The 20229-nt window shown below is 70.0% G+C and carries 20 protein-coding genes; 13 read left to right on the top strand and 7 right to left on the bottom strand.

Annotation, left to right across the window (positions count from 1 at the left end):
* Positions 1–1241, bottom strand: a 1241-nt coding sequence (locus BLS95_RS56980; RefSeq protein ID WP_218135971.1) for a nitrate- and nitrite sensing domain-containing protein, incomplete at its 3' end; no start/stop codon positions are given.
* A gap of 662 nt (positions 1242–1903) precedes the next feature.
* On the opposite strand from BLS95_RS56980, the gene BLS95_RS25355 reads away from it, so the two are divergent.
* The 9 genes from BLS95_RS25355 (at position 1904) to BLS95_RS25320 (ending at position 9349) form a co-directional block, all read left to right on the top strand.
* Entirely contained in the window at positions 1904–2785 is an 882-nt protein-coding gene (locus BLS95_RS25355) for an ABC transporter substrate-binding protein (protein WP_176993381.1), read from the top strand.
* A complete protein-coding gene (locus BLS95_RS25350) occupies positions 2782–3591 on the top strand; it encodes an ABC transporter permease (RefSeq protein ID WP_090935914.1) in 810 nt (269 codons plus the stop codon). The genes BLS95_RS25355 and BLS95_RS25350 overlap by 4 nt, the downstream gene beginning before the upstream one ends.
* Positions 3588–4364, top strand: a complete 777-nt coding sequence (locus BLS95_RS25345; protein ID WP_090936079.1) for an ABC transporter permease — start codon at positions 3588–3590, stop codon at positions 4362–4364. Before BLS95_RS25350 ends, BLS95_RS25345 begins: the two co-directional genes overlap by 4 nt.
* Before the next feature lie 14 nt (positions 4365–4378).
* A complete protein-coding gene (locus tag BLS95_RS25340) occupies positions 4379–5827 on the top strand; it encodes a dihydroorotase (RefSeq protein WP_245765265.1) in 1449 nt (482 codons plus the stop codon).
* Positions 5828–5916: 89 nt separating this feature from the next.
* Positions 5917–6705: an ABC transporter substrate-binding protein gene (locus BLS95_RS25335; RefSeq protein ID WP_245765264.1), complete on the top strand. Its 789-nt coding sequence runs from the start codon at positions 5917–5919 to the stop codon at positions 6703–6705.
* Positions 6683–6898 carry a hypothetical protein gene (locus BLS95_RS58070; protein WP_245765263.1) on the top strand — a complete coding sequence of 72 codons (216 nt, stop codon included), beginning with the start codon at positions 6683–6685 and terminating at the stop codon, positions 6896–6898. Before BLS95_RS25335 ends, BLS95_RS58070 begins: the two co-directional genes overlap by 23 nt.
* Entirely contained in the window at positions 6895–7671 is a 777-nt protein-coding gene (locus BLS95_RS25330) for an ABC transporter permease (protein ID WP_090935911.1), read from the top strand. Before BLS95_RS58070 ends, BLS95_RS25330 begins: the two co-directional genes overlap by 4 nt.
* Entirely contained in the window at positions 7668–8456 is a 789-nt protein-coding gene (locus BLS95_RS25325; RefSeq protein ID WP_090935908.1) for an ABC transporter permease, read from the top strand. The genes BLS95_RS25330 and BLS95_RS25325 overlap by 4 nt, the downstream gene beginning before the upstream one ends.
* A gap of 26 nt (positions 8457–8482) precedes the next feature.
* Positions 8483–9349 (top strand): cyclase family protein, encoded by an 867-nt coding sequence (locus BLS95_RS25320; protein WP_090935905.1) that lies wholly within the window; start codon positions 8483–8485, stop codon positions 9347–9349.
* A gap of 37 nt (positions 9350–9386) precedes the next feature.
* Here BLS95_RS25320 and BLS95_RS25315 read toward each other — a convergent pair whose 3' ends face one another.
* Entirely contained in the window at positions 9387–10193 is an 807-nt protein-coding gene (locus BLS95_RS25315; RefSeq protein WP_090935903.1) for a class I SAM-dependent methyltransferase, read from the bottom strand.
* A 230-nt stretch (positions 10194–10423) separates the two neighbouring features.
* Between BLS95_RS25315 and BLS95_RS25310 the strand changes: the two genes are divergently transcribed.
* Genes BLS95_RS25310 through BLS95_RS25295 form a run of 4 tightly spaced genes read left to right on the top strand, consistent with a single transcriptional unit; the run spans position 10424 to position 14086 of the window.
* Positions 10424–11434 (top strand): methyltransferase, encoded by a 1011-nt coding sequence (locus tag BLS95_RS25310; protein WP_090935900.1) that lies wholly within the window; start codon positions 10424–10426, stop codon positions 11432–11434.
* A gap of 47 nt (positions 11435–11481) precedes the next feature.
* The gene (locus tag BLS95_RS25305; RefSeq protein ID WP_090935897.1) at positions 11482–12462 is read left to right on the top strand and encodes an ABC transporter substrate-binding protein; all 981 of its coding nucleotides are present in this window, start codon (positions 11482–11484) and stop codon (positions 12460–12462) included.
* Positions 12459–13235: an ABC transporter permease gene (locus tag BLS95_RS25300; RefSeq protein WP_090935894.1), complete on the top strand. Its 777-nt coding sequence runs from the start codon at positions 12459–12461 to the stop codon at positions 13233–13235. Before BLS95_RS25305 ends, BLS95_RS25300 begins: the two co-directional genes overlap by 4 nt.
* The gene (locus BLS95_RS25295; RefSeq protein ID WP_245765262.1) at positions 13232–14086 is read left to right on the top strand and encodes an ABC transporter permease; all 855 of its coding nucleotides are present in this window, start codon (positions 13232–13234) and stop codon (positions 14084–14086) included. Before BLS95_RS25300 ends, BLS95_RS25295 begins: the two co-directional genes overlap by 4 nt.
* Positions 14087–14129: 43 nt before the next feature.
* On the opposite strand, the gene BLS95_RS25290 is transcribed toward BLS95_RS25295, so the two are convergent.
* The 5 genes from BLS95_RS25290 to BLS95_RS25270 form a co-directional block, all read right to left on the bottom strand.
* Positions 14130–15521: an aldehyde dehydrogenase family protein gene (locus BLS95_RS25290; RefSeq protein ID WP_218135969.1), complete on the bottom strand. Its 1392-nt coding sequence runs from the start codon at positions 15519–15521 to the stop codon at positions 14130–14132.
* Between the two features lie 174 nt (positions 15522–15695).
* Entirely contained in the window at positions 15696–16283 is a 588-nt protein-coding gene (locus BLS95_RS25285) for a GTP-binding protein (protein WP_090935892.1), read from the bottom strand.
* Positions 16264–16683 (bottom strand): DUF742 domain-containing protein, encoded by a 420-nt coding sequence (locus BLS95_RS25280; RefSeq protein WP_090935889.1) that lies wholly within the window; start codon positions 16681–16683, stop codon positions 16264–16266. Before BLS95_RS25280 ends, BLS95_RS25285 begins: the two co-directional genes overlap by 20 nt.
* Positions 16683–17105, bottom strand: coding sequence for a roadblock/LC7 domain-containing protein (locus BLS95_RS25275; RefSeq protein ID WP_090935886.1), 423 nt, complete (start codon positions 17103–17105; stop codon positions 16683–16685). Before BLS95_RS25275 ends, BLS95_RS25280 begins: the two co-directional genes overlap by 1 nt.
* Complete coding sequence (locus BLS95_RS25270) at positions 17102–19840, bottom strand: sensor histidine kinase (protein ID WP_176993380.1); 2739 nt, start codon at positions 19838–19840, stop codon at positions 17102–17104. The genes BLS95_RS25275 and BLS95_RS25270 overlap by 4 nt, the downstream gene beginning before the upstream one ends.
* Between the last annotated feature and the right edge of the window lie 389 nt (positions 19841–20229).

The following is a 20229-nucleotide window of genomic DNA, read 5'->3' as shown; positions in this document are numbered from 1 at the left end:
TTCACGAACATCGCGTTGACGTTGCTGCGCAGCCGGGACTCCTCACCCGCCAGCCGCACCGCCTCACGGTGCACCTCGTCGAACGCCCGCGCGACTTCACCGATCTCGTCGTTGGAGGCGACTCCGATGGGTTCGACCTCGGGTTCGCTGACCGCCTCGGCCTCGCGTAGCTGGCGGACGGTGTCGGGCAGCCGGCGTCCGGCGATGAACAGCGCTTCCCGGCGCAGCCTGCGCAGCGGGCCGCTCAGCGAACGCGCCATGAACACCGTGACCAGCAGGACGAGGATGAGCAGGGCGACGATCACGCCACCGATGATTACGGCGCTCTGCTGCTCGGCGCCCTCCAGCGTGCGGCTGCGCAGCACGATGCTCTCGGCCGCCTGCTTCTCGACGTTGCGCATTCCGTCGATGGTCTCGCTGATGGCGTTGAACCAGGACTTGCCGTCACGGGTGAGGCCGAGCTTGACGTCCGCCAGCGGGAGCCCGGCGTCCTGCAGGAACAGGGCGCGGGCGGCGAGGACTTCGGCGCGGTCCACGGCGCTGCCGCTGACCACGTCGTCGTACGTCTGGCGGAGCGAGAGCGAGACCTGCGATCTGAAGGTGGCCAGCTCGCTGTTCTTCTGGGCCCGGGCGGCGATGAAGTCGTCGAGTTCGTTCTTGCCGAACGCCCTGGTGGCCAGGGCGGCCACGAGCAACGCGCGCTGGGTGGAGACGTACTGCTTGGCTCGGGCCAGCGCGGCGAAGCCCGCCACGCTCGCGGACAGCTCCTTGTCCACGGCGCCCTGGTCGATCGTGTCGTTCAGGGAGAGCAGGTCCGAGATGCTCCGGTCGTACAGCTCGATGACGGAGTTGACGTCGAGCTCGGACTCGATCGCGTTCTTGCGGGAGGTGGCGAGCTCGTCGAGGCGGTTCCTGATGCGCAGTGCCTCCGGCGCCTGGGTGCTGCCGGAGGCCGCCAGGCTCTCGACGCCGGACCTGACCGCGACGACGAGCTTGTCGACGGTCTCGTACTGGGCGGACACATCCGACGGAGCGTCGGTCCCGCCGCGTCGTCCCAGAGCGACGTATCTGGCGGTGAGGTCGCGCTCGACCTCGACTTCGTGAGCGAGGGAGGTCAGTTGGCTCGCGAGCACGGCCACCTGGTTGACCTGTGCGTACTCGCCGGCGGTGGCGATCGAGGTGGTGACTCGCAGACCACCGAACACGAGCGCGGCGAGGGTCGGGATGAGGACCAGGACCAACAGCTTGGAACGTACTCGCCAGTTACGCAGGGCGAAGCGAGCCCCCGTCCGTCGGTTGCCGGCGGCGCCCGCGCCACTCGGCGCGGGTGTCTGCGCCCTATGGGACGCCTGTCGGAGGGCTTCCTCGGTTAAGCCCTGATCCCCGCCCACAGAGGGGACAACAGTCTTCACTAGCCTCCGCAACCTCTCCTCGGATGGTCTGGTGCACGGCGATCACGTCACGTGTTGTTAACCGTGTGACGCGGACGCACCCTTGGGGCGAGAGCTAATTGGAGCACATCAACCAGAGATCGGCCAATACCGCAAAGCGCGCAGTCGACACACGGCTCATCATTTCACGCAAAACACAACACCTTCCCCAGGCGTGCGAAGTCAAGAGGGAATGTCATGAATAACCGGACAAACAGTTGCAAATCGGCATATATGGAGATATATCTAGTTAATTTCCGGTGATCTCTGTACAGCGCGAAGAGCTGCCTACGCTAGGGTGCCACCGTCGTTCAATCTTCCGTTCGCACTACCCCCCGGTTCGAAGGAGATCCGCAATGCGGTTCGGTGCATTAGGGCAGGTTGCCCTGGTTGGGCTTGTGGCCACCCTCGTGGCAACGGGGTGTTCCAGTGCTGGGGACGAGGCTGAGAGCTCAGGCGCCGCCGCCGGCGGAATGAAGACTGACCTGCTGATCGGCCAGTACCCCGGCGCGGACTCGGCTCCGCTGTTCATCGCCCTCGAGCGAGGCTTCTTCAAGGAAGAGGGCCTCAACGTCAAGCAGGAGCCCATCCAGGCGCCCCAGATGGTGCTGGGCAAGCTCTCCAACGGCGCCATGGACGTCGTCCTCGGCAGCTACGCCACCATCCTGACCATTCAGGAGGCGGGCACCGAGAAGTTCAAGTACATCGCCGACTCCTACCAGGGCGCGGCCGGCGCGTTCGGCATCATGGTCAAGAAGGGCTCGCCCATCAAGGACGTCGCCGGCCTGAAGGGCAAGAAGATCGGCGTCAACGCCCTGGCCGGTCTGGGCGTTCTCACCATGAACCCGCACCTGAAGATCGCCGGTCTCGACCCCAAGACGGACGTCCAGTACGTCGAGGTCCCGACCACCAACTGGCTCTCCGCGCTCGACAAGGGTGACGTGGACGCCGTCTGGATGACCGACCCGTACGTCAGCCAGGCCAAGAAGGAACTCGGCGCGACCATGCTGCTGGACACGATGTCCGGCCCGACCGAGGGCCTGCCGATCACCGGCTGGGCGGCCACGGAGAAGTGGGTGGCCAACAACCCCAAGACGCTGGCCGCCTTCCAGCGGGCGATGGCCAAGGCCCAGAACGTCGCGGCCACCGACCGCAGCGCGGTGACGAAGGTGCTGCCGACCTTCACCAAGATCCCGGCTGAGACCGCCGCCACGATCAACCTGGGCAACTACCCGACCACGCTGAGCGCCCAGCGCATCCAGCGGGTCGCGGACCTGATGCTCGACTCCGGCATGCTCAAGCAGAAGATGGACGTCACGTCCATGATCTACACTGCGGCCTCTTCACAGGGATGACCGCCACTGTCATTCCGGCGCGGCGCGAGCGCAACCCGCTCGCCCGCGCCAGGCTGATCAAGTTCTCCCGCCATGCCGCAGGTGTGGCGGGTTTTCTGGTTCTCTGGCAGGTTGTCGGCATGTCGGGCCTGGTCAAGTGGCTGCCACCGGCCGCTGACACGCTGGCGAGGACCGTCTCACTCGCCGTGGACCCGGACTTCCTCGCAGATCTGCAAGGCACCCTCCTCGCCGCCGCCATCGGGCTGCCGCTCGCCATCCTGATCGCCGTGCCCCTCGGCCTGCTACTGGGAACGGTCCCCGTGGTGGAGGAGATGACGCGGGTGTTCGTGGAGTTCCTGCGGCCCATCCCCTCGGTGGCGCTGATCCCGCTGGCGCTGTTCTTCTTCCAGCCGGAGATCAACGCCAAGGTCGCGCTCATCGTCTTCGCGGCCTCCTGGCCGATCCTGATCAACACCATGTACGGCGTACGCGACGTGGACCCCCTGGCCAAGGAGACCCTCCGCTCGTACGGCTTCGGCCCCGCCGCGGTGATCTGGCGGGTCGCCCTCCCGAGCGCCGCGCCCTTCATCGCGACCGGAGTGCGCCTGGCCGCCTCCATCACCCTCATCCTGGCGATCAGCGTGGAATACGTCGTCGGCGGTGCGGTCGGCATCGGCGGCTTCCTCATCGAGGCCAGCACCGGCATCGGCGCGGCCGCGATGATCGACGTCATCGCGGCCCTGCTGTGGGCCGGCTTCATCGGGCTCGTTGTCAACACCCTGCTCGTACGCGCCGAGCAGCGTCTCTTCCGATGGCGGACGGCATGATCCTTACTCTGGTGAAGCGGCTGTGGCTGGTCCCCGTCGTCCTGGGCGGCTGGGAGTTGTTGGCCAATTCCGCGGACAATCCGTACCTGCCGGCGCCGACCGTCATCGTGACCCGAATGTATGAAATGTGGTTCTCCGGGCCGTACATCCTCACCGACGTGGCCGTGGACAATTTCGTACCCAGCCTGGTCAGAGTGGTCGGCGCGTGGAGCGCCGCCGTGATCGTGGGCGTGGCGCTCGGCGTGGCGATCGGCAGGACCGCCTGGCTGGCCGACTACGTCGAGCCGCTGATCGAGTTCGGCCGGGCCGTGCCGCCGCCGGTCATGCTCCCGGTCTTCCTCGTGCTCTTCCAGATGGGCACGCAGGTGCAGGTCGCGACCATCATCTTCGGCATCGTCTGGCCGATCCTGCTCAACTCCATCGACGGCGCGCGCGGCCTCGACCATCTGAAGGTCGACACGGCCGCCGTCTTCGGCGTGCCCGCCCCGCTCCGGCTCTTCCGGATCATCCTGCCCGCCGCGGCGCCGAAGATCTTCGCCGGGCTGCGCCTGAGCGTCTCCCTGGCGCTGATCCTGATGGTCATCTCCGAGCTCAAGGGCAGTACCGATGGCATCGGTTACCTGCTCAGCCTGGCCAACAGCAACGCCGACATGCCGGCCATCTGGGCCGGTGTCCTGGTGCTCGGCATCCTCGGCTTCGTCCTCAATTCCCTGTTCCTCATGGTGGAGCGGCGTGTGCTGTCCTGGCACCGCCACGCCCACCGCCTCGCTTAGGAGAGACCGTTCCGGTGACCGACCTGTTGCTGAAGAACGTCAAGGTTGTGACCCACGACCGCGACGAGCCCGTCGAGGCGGACATCGCCATCACCGACGGCCGGATCGAGCGGGTGGAGCCCGGGTTGTCCGGCGCCCGCGAGATCGTGGACGCGGGTGGCAAGCTGGCCTTCCCCGGAGTCGTGGACGCCCACCAGCACTGGGGCATCTACAACCCGCTGCCCGACGACACCGGGTCGGAGAGCCGGGCGAGCGCCCAGGGCGGCGTGACGACCGCGCTCACCTACATGCGGACCGGTCAGTACTACCTCAACCAGGGCGGCCCGTACGCCGAGTTCTTCCCGGAGGTGCTCAGGCAGGCCGAGGGCCGGGCCTACGTCGACTACGGGTTCCACCTGGCGCCGATGTCGAGCGGGCACATCGACGAGCTGCCCGACCTGGTGGAACGTTTCGGGGTGCCGTCCTTCAAGATCTTCATGTTCTACGGCGGGCACGGGCTGCACGGGCGCTCCGACGACCAGCGGGCGTTCCTCATGCTGCCCGAGGGCGAGCGCTACGACTACGCGCACTTCGAGTTCGTGATGCGCGGCGTGCAGGCGGCCAGGGAACGCCTGCCCGAGCTGGCCGGCGAGATCTCGCTGTCACTGCATTGTGAGACAGCCGAGATCATGACCGCCTACACCAAGCTCGTCGAGGAGGCCGGCGAGCTGACCGGGCTGGCCGCCTACAGCGCGTCCCGTCCGCCGCACTCCGAGGGTCTGGCCGTCTTCATGGCCTCCTACCTCGCCCACGAGACGGGGCTGGCCAACATCAACCTGCTGCACCTGTCCTCCGCCAAGGCCCTCGACGCGGCGGTGCGCATGGCGGCGACCTTCCCGCACATCGACTTCCGGCGCGAGGTGACGATCGGCCACCTGCTGGCCGACATCGATACGGCCAGCGGCCTCGGTGCCAAGGTGAACCCGCCGATCCGGCCGCGCGAGGACGTCGAGGCGCTGTGGCGGCACGTGCTCGACGGCACCGTGGACTGGGTGGTCAGCGACCACGCCTGCTGCCGCGACGAGCTCAAGTTCGGCAACCCGCGTGACAACGTCTTCCTGGCCAAGGCCGGGTTCGGCGGCGCCGAGTACCTGCTACCCGGCCTGGTCACCGAGGGCCGCCGCAGGGGCCTGTCCTACGGCAGGATCGCCGCGCTGACCTCGTGGAACCCCGCCAAGCGGTACGGCCTGCGTACCAAGGGCACGATCGCCCCCGGTTTCGACGCCGACCTCTGCCTGGTCGACCCCGGGCACACCTGGACCGTGCGCGCGGAGGACTCGGAGTCGACCCAGGAGTACACGCCGTTCGAGGGGTTCGAGCTGACCGCCAAGGTGACCGACACCTTCGTGCGCGGGCATCACGTACTGGACGCCGGCAAGGTCGTGGGCCGTCCGGTGGGCCGGTACGTGTCACGCCCCGCCTGAGCGCACTTCCCCCCTGCCCGTTCGATCATTACCCGGGTATGCTCACGCGCAGTAACGTGTGCCGATCTCCTACACCCAGCGGAGACCCCATGACACGCACACCACGCTGGCGCGCGATCGCTCTGAGCGTCGTCATCGCCATGACGCTCACCGGATGCGGCGGGGGCGAGGAGCCGTCGAGCACGGGCGCCAACGGCCTGGAGAAGGCCACGATCAAAGTCGGCGCCCTGCCCATCCCCGACCCCGTGGCCCTCTACATCGCCCAGGCCAAGGGCTTCTTCAAGCAGGAGGGCCTGGAGGTGCAGCCCGTCACGATCACGGGAGGCGCGGCGGCTCTACCGCAGATCGAGAACGGTTCCCTGGACATCTCGCAGACCAACTACGTCTCGACGTTCCTGGCCGTCAGCCAGGGCAAGCCGATCAAGCTCGTCGCCGACATGTACCAGGCCGCGCCCGACACCTTCAACATCATGGTGCCGAAGGACTCCCCGATCAGCACCGTGGCCGATCTGAAGGGCAGGACCATCCTGGTCAACAACCTCAGGAACATCGGCACGCTGGCGGTGACGGCGCAGCTCAAGGCGGCCGGGCTGAGCGAGACCGACGTCAAGTTCGCCGAGAAGCCGTTCCCCGAGATGGGCAACGCCATCAACTCCGGCCAGGCCGACGCGGGCTGGATCACCGAGCCCTTCATCACGGCCAACGAGAAGGCCCTCGGCTTCCGCACGCTCGTCGACACCATGACGGGCCCGACGGCGGACCTGGCCATCGCCGGCTGGAATGGCCACCGAGGAGTGGGCTCGGGAGCATCCGAAGACGCTGGCCGCCTTCCAGCGGGCGATCTCCAAGGCGCAGGTGCTCGCCTCCAGCGATCGTAAGGAGATCGAGGCCGCGCTGCCCACGTACACGAAGATCGACGCCGCGACCGCGTCGGAGATCACTCTGGCGGCGTATCCGAGCCGGCTGGACGCGGCCCGGTTGCAGAAGGTGGCGGACCTCATGCTGGAGTACAAGTACATCAACAACCCGATCGACGTGGCCTCGGTCATCGCGACGAGCGCGGGCGGATGACCGGTGCGCGGCTGCTCCGCGGTGTCGCCGGCGTCGCGGGGTTCCTCGCCGTCGGAGAGCTGGTCCTCCGCTTCGGCCTGGCCGAGGGCCTGCTCTTCCCCGCGCCCTCGATCGTGCTGCGGGAGGCCGCGTTCCTGCTCGTCGACGGCGACTTCCTGGCGGGGGTCGCCGCGACGCTCACCAACTGGGCCCTCGGCCTGCTGATCGCGATCGTCATCGCCGTCCCGCTGGGCGTGCTCCTCGGGGCGCTGGCCCCGGTGGAGCGGGCGATCCGGCCGGTCCTGGAGTTCCTGCGCCCGATCCCGTCGGTCGCGATCATCCCGCTCGCCATCCTGCTGATCCCGGTGGACGAGCTGATGAAGGTCTCGGTCATCGGGTACGCCTCCGTCTGGCCGATCCTGCTCAACACCCTGTACGGCATGCACGACGTCGACCCGATGGCCAAGGAGTCCCTGCGCAGCTTCGGCTTCGGACCCCTGGCCGTGCTGGTCAGGGTGAGCCTGCCCGCCGCGGCCCCGTTCGTGGCCACGGGGGTCAGGATCGCCACCGGGATCGCGCTGGTCCTGGCCGTCAGCGCCGAGCTGGTGGCCGGCGGCGTGGCCGGGATCGGCGTCTACGTGAACGTGGCGAGCAGCGGCAACCGTACTGACCTGATGATGGCGGCGACCTGCTGGGCCGGAGTCCTCGGCGTGGTCGCGAACCTGGGCCTGCTCGCCGCCGAGCGCCGCCTGTTCCGCTGGCACCACGTGCGCGTGGGGGCGAGCGGGACGTGAGGAGCCTCGCCGGTCTGTGGGTGGCCCCGGTCGTGCTGGTCCTCTGGGAGGTCATCGCTCGCGGGGTGGCGGACACCGACTTCCCGCCGCCCACCACGATCGTGGTCCGCATGCACGAGCTGTGGTTCGCCGGCCCCATCACCCGCGTGTTCCTCACCGACGCCGCGGTCGGCAATCTGCTGCCGAGTCTCGGCCGCATGTTCGGCGGCTGGATCCTGGCCGCGCTGCTCGGGGTGGTGATGGGCGTGCTGCTCGGCCGCTCGCGCGTGGCGACCGACTACGTCGATCCGCTGATCGAGTTCGGCCGGGCGCTGCCGCCGCCGCTGCTGCTGCCGGTGTTCGTCGTGCTGTTCCAGGTGGGCGCCGCCGCGCAGCCGGCCACGCAGGTGGCCACCATCGTGTTCGGGGTGATCTGGCCGGTGCTGCTCAACTCCATCGACGGCGTCAAGGCGGTGGACCGCACCTACACCGAGACGGCCGCGGTCTTCAACCTCACCAGGTGGCAGCGGCTGCGCCTGGTCGTGCTTCCCGCCGCCTCCCCCAAGATCTTCGCCGGGCTCCGGCTGAGCTTGTCGCTCGCGCTGATCCTCATGGTGATCACCGAGCTCATCGGCGGCACCGACGGCATCGGCTACCAGCTCCTGCAGGCCCAGCGCAGCTTCGACGGCGCCGGCGTCTGGGCGGCGATCACGCTGCTCGGCGCCCTCGGCTACGTCGTGAACTCCCTGTTCGTGCTGGCCGAACGCCGGATCCTGCGCTGGCACCGGCAGGCCGCCCGCAGTTGAGCACCACTGAAATGGAAAGAGAGAACATGCCCACGACCGCGCACACATCCGCCGGCGACCCCCTGCTCGCGGCGGTACGCGCCGGAGTGACGATCTACGACCTGGGCAGGCGGCTCTACGCCGGCATGCCGCAGTCGCCCAACCACCCCGCCTACACCCACACCCTCCCGCGCCGGCACGGCGACAGGACACGCTCCGACGGGGGGTCGGCCGCCAACGACCTGATCCTCATGGGCACCCACGTGGGCACGCACATCGACGCGCTGGCCCACGTGTCCCAGGACGGGAAGCTGTTCGGTGGGGCCGACGCAGCCGGGGCCTGCGTCGGCGGCCTCTACCCCGAGCACGGCGTGCACACGATCGTGCCGATGGTCTGCCGGGGTGTGCTGCTGGACGTGCCCGGCGCGCTGGGCCTGGAGTCCTGCGCACCGGGCTACGAGATCACCCCCGCCGACCTGGACGCGACAGTAAAGCACCAGGGCGTCGAGCCCGCCCCCGGCGACGTCGTGCTGATCCGCAGCGGATGGGGCCGCCACTTCGCCGATCCGGACCGGGAGGTCTACATCGGCGCCGAGTCGGGAGTCCCGGGAGTGAGCGAGGCCGGCGCCCGCTGGCTGGCCGAACGGGGGGCGCGGGCCGCGGGCGCCGACACCATCGCCTTCGAGCGGCTGGCCCCCGGTCAGGGGCACAGTGTGCTGCCCGCGCACCGGGTGCTGCTGGTGGAGTCGGGCATCTACCTCATCGAGACGATGGAGCTGGACGAGCTGGCCCGGGACGGGGTGCACGAGTTCACCTTCGTGCTGGCCCCGCTTCCGCTGTTCGGCGCCACCGGGTCGCCGGTGCGCCCCCTCGCGCTGGTGAGCGCGCACGGACGCGAGGCGCCCCAAGGCTGAGCCGCCTCGGCGGCCTCAGGACCCCGTCCGCTCCGGCTCAGGTGCGGCCGGTGGCGAAGCGGACGGTGCGCGGCAGGACGAAACGGTCCTGGGGCAGCGCCGCCTCCAGCGCCGCCCTGGCCTCGTCGCGCTGGTCGGCGGGGATGGTCTCCAGCGCGGCCCTGCGGGCGGCCGACCAGAGCCAGTCCCACACCTGCCCGGCCTCGACGACCACCTCGAACACCACGTCGGCCCAGCGCACCTCGCTCAGGCCGCCCTGTTCGAGCAGCCCGGTCAGCTCCTCGGGGGTGCCCAGCGTGTGGTGGAACGGGGCGCTGCCTGCCTCGCGGGCGTAGGGCCGCAACGCCTGCTCCACCAGCCCGAGCAGCTCGGTCTCTACCGGGCTCGACCGGGCCAGGAGGCTGGCCGCCAGCCGCCCGCCGGGCCGCAGCAGTCCGGTCATGGAACGGACGGCGGCCAGCGGGTCGGGCAGGAAGTACAGCATCATCCCGGCCAGCACGACGTCGAACCGCTCTCCTGGCAGCAGCTCCTCCGCCCGTTCCGCGTCACCCAGCAGCACGGTCGCCTGGGTCAGGCCGTGCCGCTCGATCGCGGCGGTGGCAGTGGCCACCATGCCGGGCGCGAGGTCCAGCCCGACCACCCTGCCGGTGGGCCCGACGGCCTGGGCCGCCGGCACGAGCGAGGCACCGGTCCCGCAGCCGGCGTCCAGGACGTGCTCGCCGGGGCCGGGCGCGGCCCGACGGACCAGCTCCTCGGCGACGGGCGCGAAGAAGGACACGCCGACCCGCTCGTACGTGCCGGACGCGCGGTCGAACACGCCGGCCATGTACTCCTTGGCATCCATCAGCTCTCCCCTCGTAGTCAACCAACGCACAGCCCCGGGAATGCCACCGGACAGATCATCCGATGATCCACTAGGACCGAACCCGAGCCTGTCACGGATGAGCACGATCACCAAGAGCCGCTGCGACGGCGGTGCCGTCTGGGTTACGATCACGCTGCCCGGTACCTCTGCCACGCCGTGAAGTGCTCGTTCCCGGGCACCGGCGGCCCACCCGCAGCCGGAAGGGACACATGCCGCACTCCGCTGACCTGCTCTGGGGAGCCGTGGGCGACATCTCCCGGCTCGCGGCCCTGCTGACCATGGCGGAGCTGGGCCTGGCCGACCACCTGGCGCACGGCCCGCTCGACACCGCCGACCTGGCCACGCGCTGCGGCGCGCACGCGCCCTCGCTGCGCCGGGTCCTGCGCGAGCTGGCCGCCATGGACCTGGTGCGCCCGGCCGCCACGGGCGCCGACGCCTACGACCTGACGAAGCGGGGCGCCGCTCTACGCTCCGACGTGCCCGACTCCGTACGCACCTCGATCCGCGTGCTCGGCGACGAGGGCTTCTGGTACGCCCTGGGCAGCCTGCCCGCCACGGTCCGCGCCGGCAGGTCGGCGTTCGTCGAACGCTACGGCCACCTCTACGACCACCTGGCGAACAACCCGGCGTCGCGCCGCATGTTCGACGACTACATGGCGGCCCGGGCCATCCCCATCACCGAGGGCCTGGCCGAGCGTTACCGCTTCCCCGAGAGCGCGACCATGGTCGACGTGGCCGGCGGCAAGGGCCACATCCTGGCCTCCGTCCTGCGTGCCAACCCCCGCATGCGCGGCATCCTGTTCGACCTGGCGCACGTGACGGAACGGGCCAGGCAGGCGCTGGCCGCCGCGGGCCTGGCCGACCGGTGCGAGGTCGTCCCCGGCGACTTCTTCGCCGGGGTCCCGGCGGGCGGCGACGTCTACCTGCTGGCCAACGTCCTGCACAACTGGGACGACGGCGACGCGGTGAGGATCCTGCGCAACGTACGCCGGGCCATGGCGCCCGAGGGTCGCGTCCTCGTTCTGGAAGTGGTGCTTCCTGACAACGAGGAGCCACACCTGGGTAAAGATCTCGACATGCGGATGCTGGCGATTTTCAACGGGGGCACCGAGCGCAGCCGCGGCGAGTACGCGGCCCTGCTCGGGCAGGCGGACCTCACCCTGACCCAGGTCGTCGAGCTGGGCTCGGGTGCCGGCCTCATCGAAGGCAGCCCCCGCTGAGCTCTCCTCCAGCCTCCACCTGATGGCGGACCAGAAAGGCAGTGGCGATGAAGCTGGCCAGAATCGTGGTCGCGGGCATGACGGTCGCCCTCGCGCTGAGCGCGTGCAGCGGCGGAGGGAGCGGGGGCGAGCCGAGCGGCGCGGCGTCCTCCGGCGGGCTGGAGAAGACCCAGCTCCTGGTCGGCGTGGTGCCGGTGCCGTCGTCCGCGCCGCTGTTCATCGCGGAGAAGCGCGGATTCTTCAAGGAGGAGGGCCTGACCGTCAAGACGGAGATCATCCAGGCCCCGCAGGCGGTGATGCCGAAGATCCTCAACGGCAGCATGGACGCCTTCCTCACGAGCTACGTGTCGCTGCTGGCGATCAACGACTCGGGCGCGGCCAAGCTCAAGCTCTTCCAGCACAGCCAGGAGGCCGCCCCGAACGTCGCCGGCGTCGTGGTGGCCAAGGGCTCGCCGATCAAGACCGCGGCCGACCTCAAGGGTAAGACGATCGCGGTCAACGTGCTCAAGGCGCTCGGGCAGACGCTGACCAACGCCCACCTGCAGGAGGCCGGGCTCAAGCCGGAGGACGTCAAATACGTCCCGGTGCAGTTCGCCGACCAGCTCGGCGCGCTGTCCTCGGGCACGGTGGACGCGGCCTGGCTGGTCGAGCCGTTCCTGACCGCGGCCAAGAAGAGCGGCGCCACCCAGGTGATCGACACCACGGACGGCGTGACCGCCGGGGTGCCGATCGACGGGTGGGGCGTCACCGAGCAGTGGCTGAACGACAACCCGAAGACGGCCGCGGCCTTCCACCGCGCGCTGGCCAAGGCCCAGCAGATCGCGGGGGCCGATCGTAACGCGATCAACGAGGTGGTGCCGACGTACACGCAGATCCCGGCGGACGCGGCGGCGGAGATGACGCTCGGGAAGTTCTCGATGCAGGCCGACAGGGCGAGCGTGCAGAAGCTGGCCGACCTGCTGACCGGCTACGGCTATCTCAAGGCCAAGGTGGACGTGGCTCAGCTCTTCGCGCCGCAACTGGGATGACCCGGATCGAACGGGGGACCCTCGGCGCCCTCGGGGTGCTGGGGTTCCTCGCGGTCGTCGAGGTGGCCGGGCGGACCGGGCTGATCCCCGGCTCGGTGCTGCCGCCCATCTCGCAGGTGCTGGCCGTGGCGGCCACGCTGCCCCTGGACGAGCGGTTCAGGTCCGACGTGCTGGCCACGCTGGAGGCGTGCCTGAGCGGGCTGGCCATCGCCGCGCTGATCGCCGTGCCTGCCGGGCTGCTGCTCGGCAGCGTGCCGTTCCTGGAACGTTCGGTACGACCGCTGGTGGAGTTCCTGCGGCCGATCCCCTCGGTGTCGCTGATCCCGCTGGCCATGTTCCTGTTCCCGGCCAGCCAGGACGCCAAGACGGCGCTCGTCGTCTACACCTGCTCCTGGCCCCTGCTGATCAACACCCTGTACGGCCTGGGCGACGTCGATCCCCTGGCCAAGGACACGCTGCGGAGCTTCGGGTTCGGCCCGCTGGCGGTGATGTGGCGGGTGAGCCTGCCGAGCGCGGCGCCGTTCATCGCCACCGGGGCGCGCATCGCCGTGTCGGTCACCCTGATCGTGGCCGTGAGCGTGGAACTGCTGGCCCCGGGTGACGGCGGGATCGGGGCGTTCCAGTCGCTGGCGGGCAGCGCCAACCGGATCGACCGCATGCTGGCGGCGACCGTGTGGGCCGGGCTGATCGGCCTGGCCGCCAACCTGCTGTTCACCGCCGCCGAGCGCCGCCTGTTCCACTGGCACCGGGAGCGTACGGGGGTGACGGCGTGAGCACCGGCGCGGTGCGGCGCGAGGAGACGGGCACCACTCGGGATGGGGGCGGCGCCGTCGTGGTGCGGCGTACGTCCGCGCGGCGGCTGGTGTGGTACTGGCTACTGCCCGTGGCCGTGCTCGCCTGGGAGCTGGCCGCCCGCTCGGGCCAGGCCGCCTACTTCCCGCCGCCGTCGCGGATCGTGGTCAGGATGTACGAGATGTGGTTCTCCGGGCCGCCGACGCGGGCGTTCCTGACCGACGAGGCCGTGGCCGACCTGCTGCCCAGCCTGGCCAGGCTGTTCGCCGGGTGGGCGATGGCCTGCGCGGCCGGGGTGCTGGCCGGGGTGGCACTCGGCCGTTCGGTCCGGCTGTCGGCCCTGGTGGAGCCGCTGCTGCACTTCGCCCGATCGGTGCCGCCCGCCGCGCTCGTCCCGGTGTTCCTGGCGCTGTTCAAGATCGGCACCCCGATGGAGCTGGCCTCCATCGTGTACGGCGTCGTCTGGCCGGTGCTGATCAACTCCATGGACGGCGCCCGTCACGTCGACCGGCAGTACATCGAGACCGGCGCGGTCTACCGGCTCGGCCGCCTGCAGCGGCTCACCAGGATCATCCTGCCGGCCGCCGCCCCGAAGATCTTCGCCGGTCTGCGCCTGAGCGTCTCGCTGGCGCTGATCATGATGATCATCTCGGAGCTGGTGGGCAGCAGCGAGGGCATTGGGCACCGCATGCTGGAGGCGCAGAGCCAGTTCGACATCCCGGCCATGTGGGCCGGGATCGTGCTGCTCGGACTGCTCGGCATCGTGCTCAACACCGCGTTCCTGGCGGTCGAGCGGACCGTGCTGTCCTGGCACCGGAGCGCCCGGAGCTGACCTCCCGCACCGGGGAGCGACAGCGGGGCCGAGCCAGGCCGGCCTACGCCGGGTGCCACCATGGGTCGGCGGACGGGGAGCGGTTGATCAGGAAGGCCCTGCGGCGCAGGAAGCGGGCGATCGAGGCGGCGCCCATGCGGGAGCCGCCCAGCCCGGACAGCCGGAAGGAGTGCTTCTCCCCCTCGTGCACGAGCGCGGTCAACGCGGCGTCGTTGACGCTGACCGCCCCGGCGTGCAGCCGCGCCGCCACGGCCATCGCCTCGGCCTCCGAGCCGGCGAAGACCGCGGCCGACAGCCCGTAGTCGGAGTCGTTGGCCAGGGCGACCGCCTCGTCCGGCCCGTCCACCGCCATGACCGGCAGCACCGGCCCGAACGTCTCCTCCGTCATCACCAGCATGGAGTGATCGACCCCGGACAACACGGTCGGGCGGCACCAGTGGCCGCCGCCGTGCCGTTCGATCGTGCCGCCGGTGTGCACGGTGGCGCCCCTGGCCACGGCGTCGGCGAGGTGGGCGGCGATCACGTCCTCCCGGCCGGGCCCGATGATCGGCCCGATCGGCCCGCCCTCGCAGGTCAGGCCGACCCTGGCGGCCTTGTCCACCAGCCGCGCGAGGAACTCGTCGTGGGCCTCGCGGGCCACGTAGACACGTTCGATGGACTGACAGGACTGCCCGGCGTTGGCGGTGCCGCCCCACAGGACGGCCGCGGCCGCCCGGTCGAGGTCGGCCCCGGCCAGGACGATCGCCGGGTCCTTGCCGCCCAGCTCCAGGAACGCGGGCACGAACTCGCGCGCCGCCGCCTGCGCCACCTGCCGCCCGGTCGCCACGCTGCCGGTGAACACCACGGCGTCGACCAGGCCGATCAGCGCCGCGCCGGTCTCGCCTCCGCCCTCGACGACGGCGAGCGGCAGGCCGGCCGGGACCAGCCGCATCAGCGGCTCGATGAACCTGGGCGTCACCTCACTCGGCTTGACCACCACCGCGCAGCCGGCGGCCAGCGCGGGCACGGCGTCGATGAGGCCCAGCAGCAGCGGGAAGTTCCACGGGCTGACCACCCCGACCAGCTCGTACGGCACCGCGTCCCCCGCCACGTGGACCCCGGGCAGGGAGGCGGGGCGCTCGGCCGGGGGTGCGAGGAGGGCGGGCGCCTGGCGTACCCAGCGGTCGATCAGGGCGGCGGTGAGCCGCCGTTCCAGCACCGACTCCGCCACCCTGCCGGTGTCGGCCACCAGCGCGGCGAGCAGGTCGTCATCGGCGGCCAGCGCGGCCCCGAACCGCGTCAGGACCTCGCCGCGGTCGGCGGCCCGCCAGGCGGGGGCCCGCTCGCGCAGCCCCGCCGCGACGGCGGCCAGCCGGTCGGGCGGGACGGGGGCGAGCGGCCGGTCGATCTGACCGGTGAGCGGGTTTCGCACGTTCATGGAGGCGGCCACGGACATGGGGCTCCTGCGGTGCTCGGCGGGACCGCGGCCATTGTGATCAGGGAATGGGCAGGGCTGTCAACGCACCCGCCGGAGACCGCGCGACGGGGAAGGCCGTCGGGGGGCGGGGCGGCACGGGAAGGGGCGGCCCGGGTGGTCGAGTTTTCCGAGGTGAGGCGGCGGGGAAAGGTGTCAGCCACCCCAGCCCGGTACGGCCATCCGGACCGTGAGGGCGTGTTCGACCAGATGGATCAGCGCGCTCTTCACGGAGTCCTTGGAGCGCGCGTCCAGCCGTACCAGCGGGATGTGCGGCGCCAGGGTCAGCGCGTCGCGCACCTCGACGTCGCTGTGCGGATACTGGCCGTCCCAGCCGTTCACTCCTACCACGAACGGCAGCTGGGCCTCCTCGAAATAGTCGATCGCCGGGAAGCTGTCGGCAAGACGGCGCGTGTCCACCAGCACGACCGCGCCGATGGCACCCCGTACCAGGTCGTCCCACATGAACCAGAACCGGTGCTGTCCGGGGGTGCCGAACAGGTACAGGATCAGGTCACGGTCGAGGGAGACCCGGCCGAAGTCCATGGCCACGGTCGTGGTCGATTTCAACGGCGTCATGCCCAGATCGTCGATCCCCGCGGAGGCGTCGGTCATCACTGCCTCCGTCGTCAACGGCATGATCTCCGACACCGCGCCGACGAAGGTCGTCTTGCCCACTCCGAACCCGCCGGCCACCACGATTTTGGTCGAAGTGAGACCGGGGCTAGAGTCTGCGAAGTCCACTTAGCACCCTTTCGAGCAGATTTACGTCCGGTCTGCCGGCATCCAGCTGTGGCTGGTGCACGCGTACCAGACCTTCGGCGGCCATATCAGCGATCAGCACGCGCACCACGCCGAGCGGGATCCGCAGCAGGGCCGACACCTCGGCCACCGAGCGCACCTGCCGGCACAGTTGGCTGATCGCCTGGTACTCCGGCGTGATATGCGAGAACTCCCGCTGCTCGGCGGTGGCCGAGGACACCAGGGCCTCCATCGCCAGCTTGACCCGCGGCGCCGTCCGTCCGCCTGTCACGGCGTACGGGCGGACGGGCGATGCGGGGTCAGGATTCAGCTGCGGCTGGGACTGGGGTTGAGGCTGTGGAGCCCAACCGCCGCTGTTCCATCTGGGGTCTGACACGTACATCACCTGATCTGGCTGGCGCGCAGTTCGGCCCGCACAGCCGGGGTCAGCACCTGACCGGCCCGATCGACCATCAGGGTCATCTGATACGCCACCAGCCCCATGTCACAGTCCGGAGCCGCCAGCACCGCCAGACACGAGCCGTCACTGATCGACATGATCAGCATCAACCCGCGCTGCATCTCCACGATCGTCTGATTGACCGCACCACCCTCGAACACCCTGGCCGCACCCTGCGTCAGAGACACCAACCCCGACGCGATGGCGGCCAGCTGATCAGCCCGATCCGCCGGAAAACCCGACGAAGCCGCCAGCGGCAACCCATCGGATGAGACGACCACCGCGTGCGCGACCCCGGGGACCGTGCCAACGAAGTCGGTGATCAGCCAGTCGACTCCACGCGCCGCGTGACTGAGGTCGTTCATACGCCCTCCTCCCTACTTTCACTCCTCGGGCCAGAGGGGAACGCCCTGCCCTCGCTGATGTCGTCACGTGCCGCCCGGAAGCCCTGCTGGAAGCTGGACAGCCGGTTGCGCATCCGGTCCGGCGAGACCGACGGCATCGGCGTGACGCCTTTCGGCGACGACGACGTGTCGGCCGAGCCCGGGACCAGGTTGGCCTTGGGCACGCGTTTGGGTAATCCGGCCGCCGTGGAGCCGTCGCGGGACGGCTCCTTCACGGCCTCCGCCGCGCTCCACCCCGCGTCCGCCTTGCTGGAGCCCCAGCTCGCGCCGTTGTTACGGCCGAACCAGGCGGACTCCACGGCGGCGAAGATCGGCAGGTAGTCGTCTCCGGCCGAGGCGGGCGGGACCGCCGGGATCGGTCCCGTGGCGCCCGACTCGGACTCGGGGAACTCGAACCCCGGCCGCTGCGGCGGGTTGGTGTCCTGGCTCCAGCCCCCCGGCGGGGGCTCCAGCAGGGGGCGCCGGGGCAGGCCGCGATCGCCGTTCCAGGCAGGGCCGCGGGGCGGGGTCCACACGTCGGAGTTGTCGTGGCCGCCACGGGGCTCGATGGGCCAGGGAGACTGCGGCGGCCAGTTGCCGCCCGTCTCCGGGTTCGACGGGAACGACGGGTGGCCCGGGCCCATCTGGAACGCGGGTTGCGGCCAGTCCTGAGCCGGCGGAGTGGGCTGCGGCCAGTCCTGCGCGGGCGGAGCGGGTTGCGGCCAGTCCGTGGCCGGCGGGGCGGGATGCGGCCCGGAGTACGCCTCGCCGCCGGCGGACGCGCCCGCGAGCGCCGGGGGCTGGTTGCCGGAGAACGACGGTGTGCCGGCGAAGGTCGGAGGCTGGGAGCCGAGCATGTTCTCCGGGATGAGCACCATGGCGGTCAGGCCGCCGGTGCTGTGCGGGCGCAACTGCACCCGGATGCCGTGCCGGTGCGCCAGCCTGGCCACCACGAACAGGCCCATGCGCCGCGACACCGACACGTCCACGCTGGGCGCGTCCGTCAGTCGCTCGTTGGCCTGGACCAGCTCCTCGGTGGTCATGCCGATGCCGGAGTCGGTGATCGACAGCATCACGCCGCCGCCGTCGATCCGGCTGCCGGACACCGTCACCCTGGTCTCCCGGGGTGAGAACGACAGCGCGTTCTCCACCAGCTCGGCCAGCAGGTGGATCACGTCGTTGACGGCTTGCCCGGCCACCGAAACGCCGTCCGGCACCTGGAGCACCACCCGCTCGTAGTTCTCCACCTCCGACAGCGAGGCGCGGGCGACGTCCACCAGCTTCACCGGTTGGCTCCAGCGGCGCGGCGGATCCTGGCCGGCGAGGACCAGCAGGTTCTCACTGTTGCGCCGCATACGGGTGGCCAGGTGGTCCAGCTTGAACAGGTTCCCGAGCCGCTGCTCGTCCTGCTCACCCTGCTCCAGCCCGTCGATCAGGGTGATCTGCCGCTCCACCAGCGTCTGGCTGCGGCGGGACAGGTTCACGAACATCGCGTTGACGTTGCTGCGCAGCCGGGACTCCTCACCCGCCAGCCGCACCGCCTCACGGTGCACCTCGTCGAACGCCCGCGCGACCTCACCGATCTCGTCGTGCGTGTCCACGCCGATCGGGATCACCGGGCCGACCGAGCCCTCGCCGCCCTCGCGCAGTTGCTGCACGGTCTCCGGCAGGCGGTGGCCCGCGATGTTGAGCGCCTCGCCGCGCAGCTTGCGCAGCGGCCTGATGAGCGAGCGGGCGATGAGCGAGATGATCGCCAGCACCACGATCAGCAGCAGCAGGATGAGACCGCCGGAGATCATCGCCGAGCGGTTGGCGCCCTCCTCCAGGGCCCGGGCACGCAGGATGACGGAGGAGGCCAGGTCCTTCTCCACGCTCCTGAGCGCGTCGATCTTGCCGGTGCTGACCTCGAACCACGTGGCCACGTCCCTGGCGGGACGCACGCCGATGCTCAGCTCCCTGCCCTCGGCGGACTGCGCCATGGCCCGCAGCCGGAACAGGTCGGTCTGGTCGACGTCCCGGCCCACGACCGTGTTGCGGTAGAGCTCAAGCTGGTCGAGGTTGGCCAGCGTGGCGAACAGCGTCTCCTCGCTCTCCTCACGCGACTTGGCGTCGGTGAGCGCGTCGAGCTCGCCGCTGTCGAAGCCCTTCTTGTCCAGTGCGCTGGCCAGGATGCCGCGCTGCTTGGAGGCCTGCTCCTTGGCCCGTGCGATCGCAGCCGTCGAGCCGGCGCTGTGCGAGACCTCGTCGTCCACCGCCACCTGGCCGACCTGGTCGTGGAACTGCAGCAGGGTCGCGATGATCTGCGAGTACTTCTGGATCATCGGCAGGGGCTGGATCTTGCCACTGACGGCCGTCTCACGCAGCGTCGGGATCTCCTCCAGGCGCCGCAGCACCGGCCGGATCGCCTCGGCATGGGTGTCCGTGATCGCCTGTGACTGCTGCTTGGCCTCGTCGATGAGGCGGTTGACTCCGCTGTAGGTCGTCCGGAGCTGGGCCTCGCGGTTCTCCGGCCGGCCCTGGGCGATGTAGAGAGCGGTTTCGTCGCGTTCGAAGGACAACTCGTGGGTGACGGCGCCGAGTTGCTGGCTGAACTCGGCGACCTCTCGGAGGGTCTGATAGGTGTTGGCGTCACTGAGCGAGGTGATCACGTTCAGCCCGCCCAACCCCACGGCCACGGCCGTGGGGACGACGATCAGCGCGACAAGGCGTGACCGCACGTGCCAGTTGCCCAGCCCGAACCTCTTCGAAGAAGGCTTGGGCAGCCGTTGCCTCTGGTGCCCGTGCGGCTCGCGGTCAGCGGAAGCTTCAGCGCTCTGCGTTCTCACTTGCCTTCGCAACCTCTCGCCCCTGAGGGGAATTCTCGGTGACCATGCAGGTAAATGCACGTGGGGCAATATGTACATCGAGATATGCGGCCATTTGAGCACAGGGGTTGGCCCCCGCCAACCACCACTAGTGCCCCATTGAGGCGTTTATCCCCGATTGTCCAAAAAATTGGGCAGAATCAGTAGACGGCCTCCCATCTGCTGAAATCGGCAATAGCAGACCGTCCCACGAGCCGACTCCTGACCCGCAGAATGCATCGAACAACAAGTCTCATGAGTAA

The sequence above is a fragment of the Nonomuraea jiangxiensis genome (assembly GCF_900099965.1).
Lineage (GTDB): Bacteria > Actinomycetota > Actinomycetes > Streptosporangiales > Streptosporangiaceae > Nonomuraea > Nonomuraea jiangxiensis.
The sequence above is the reverse complement of the archived record's forward strand: the minus strand, read 5'-3'. Positions and strand labels throughout refer to the sequence as shown.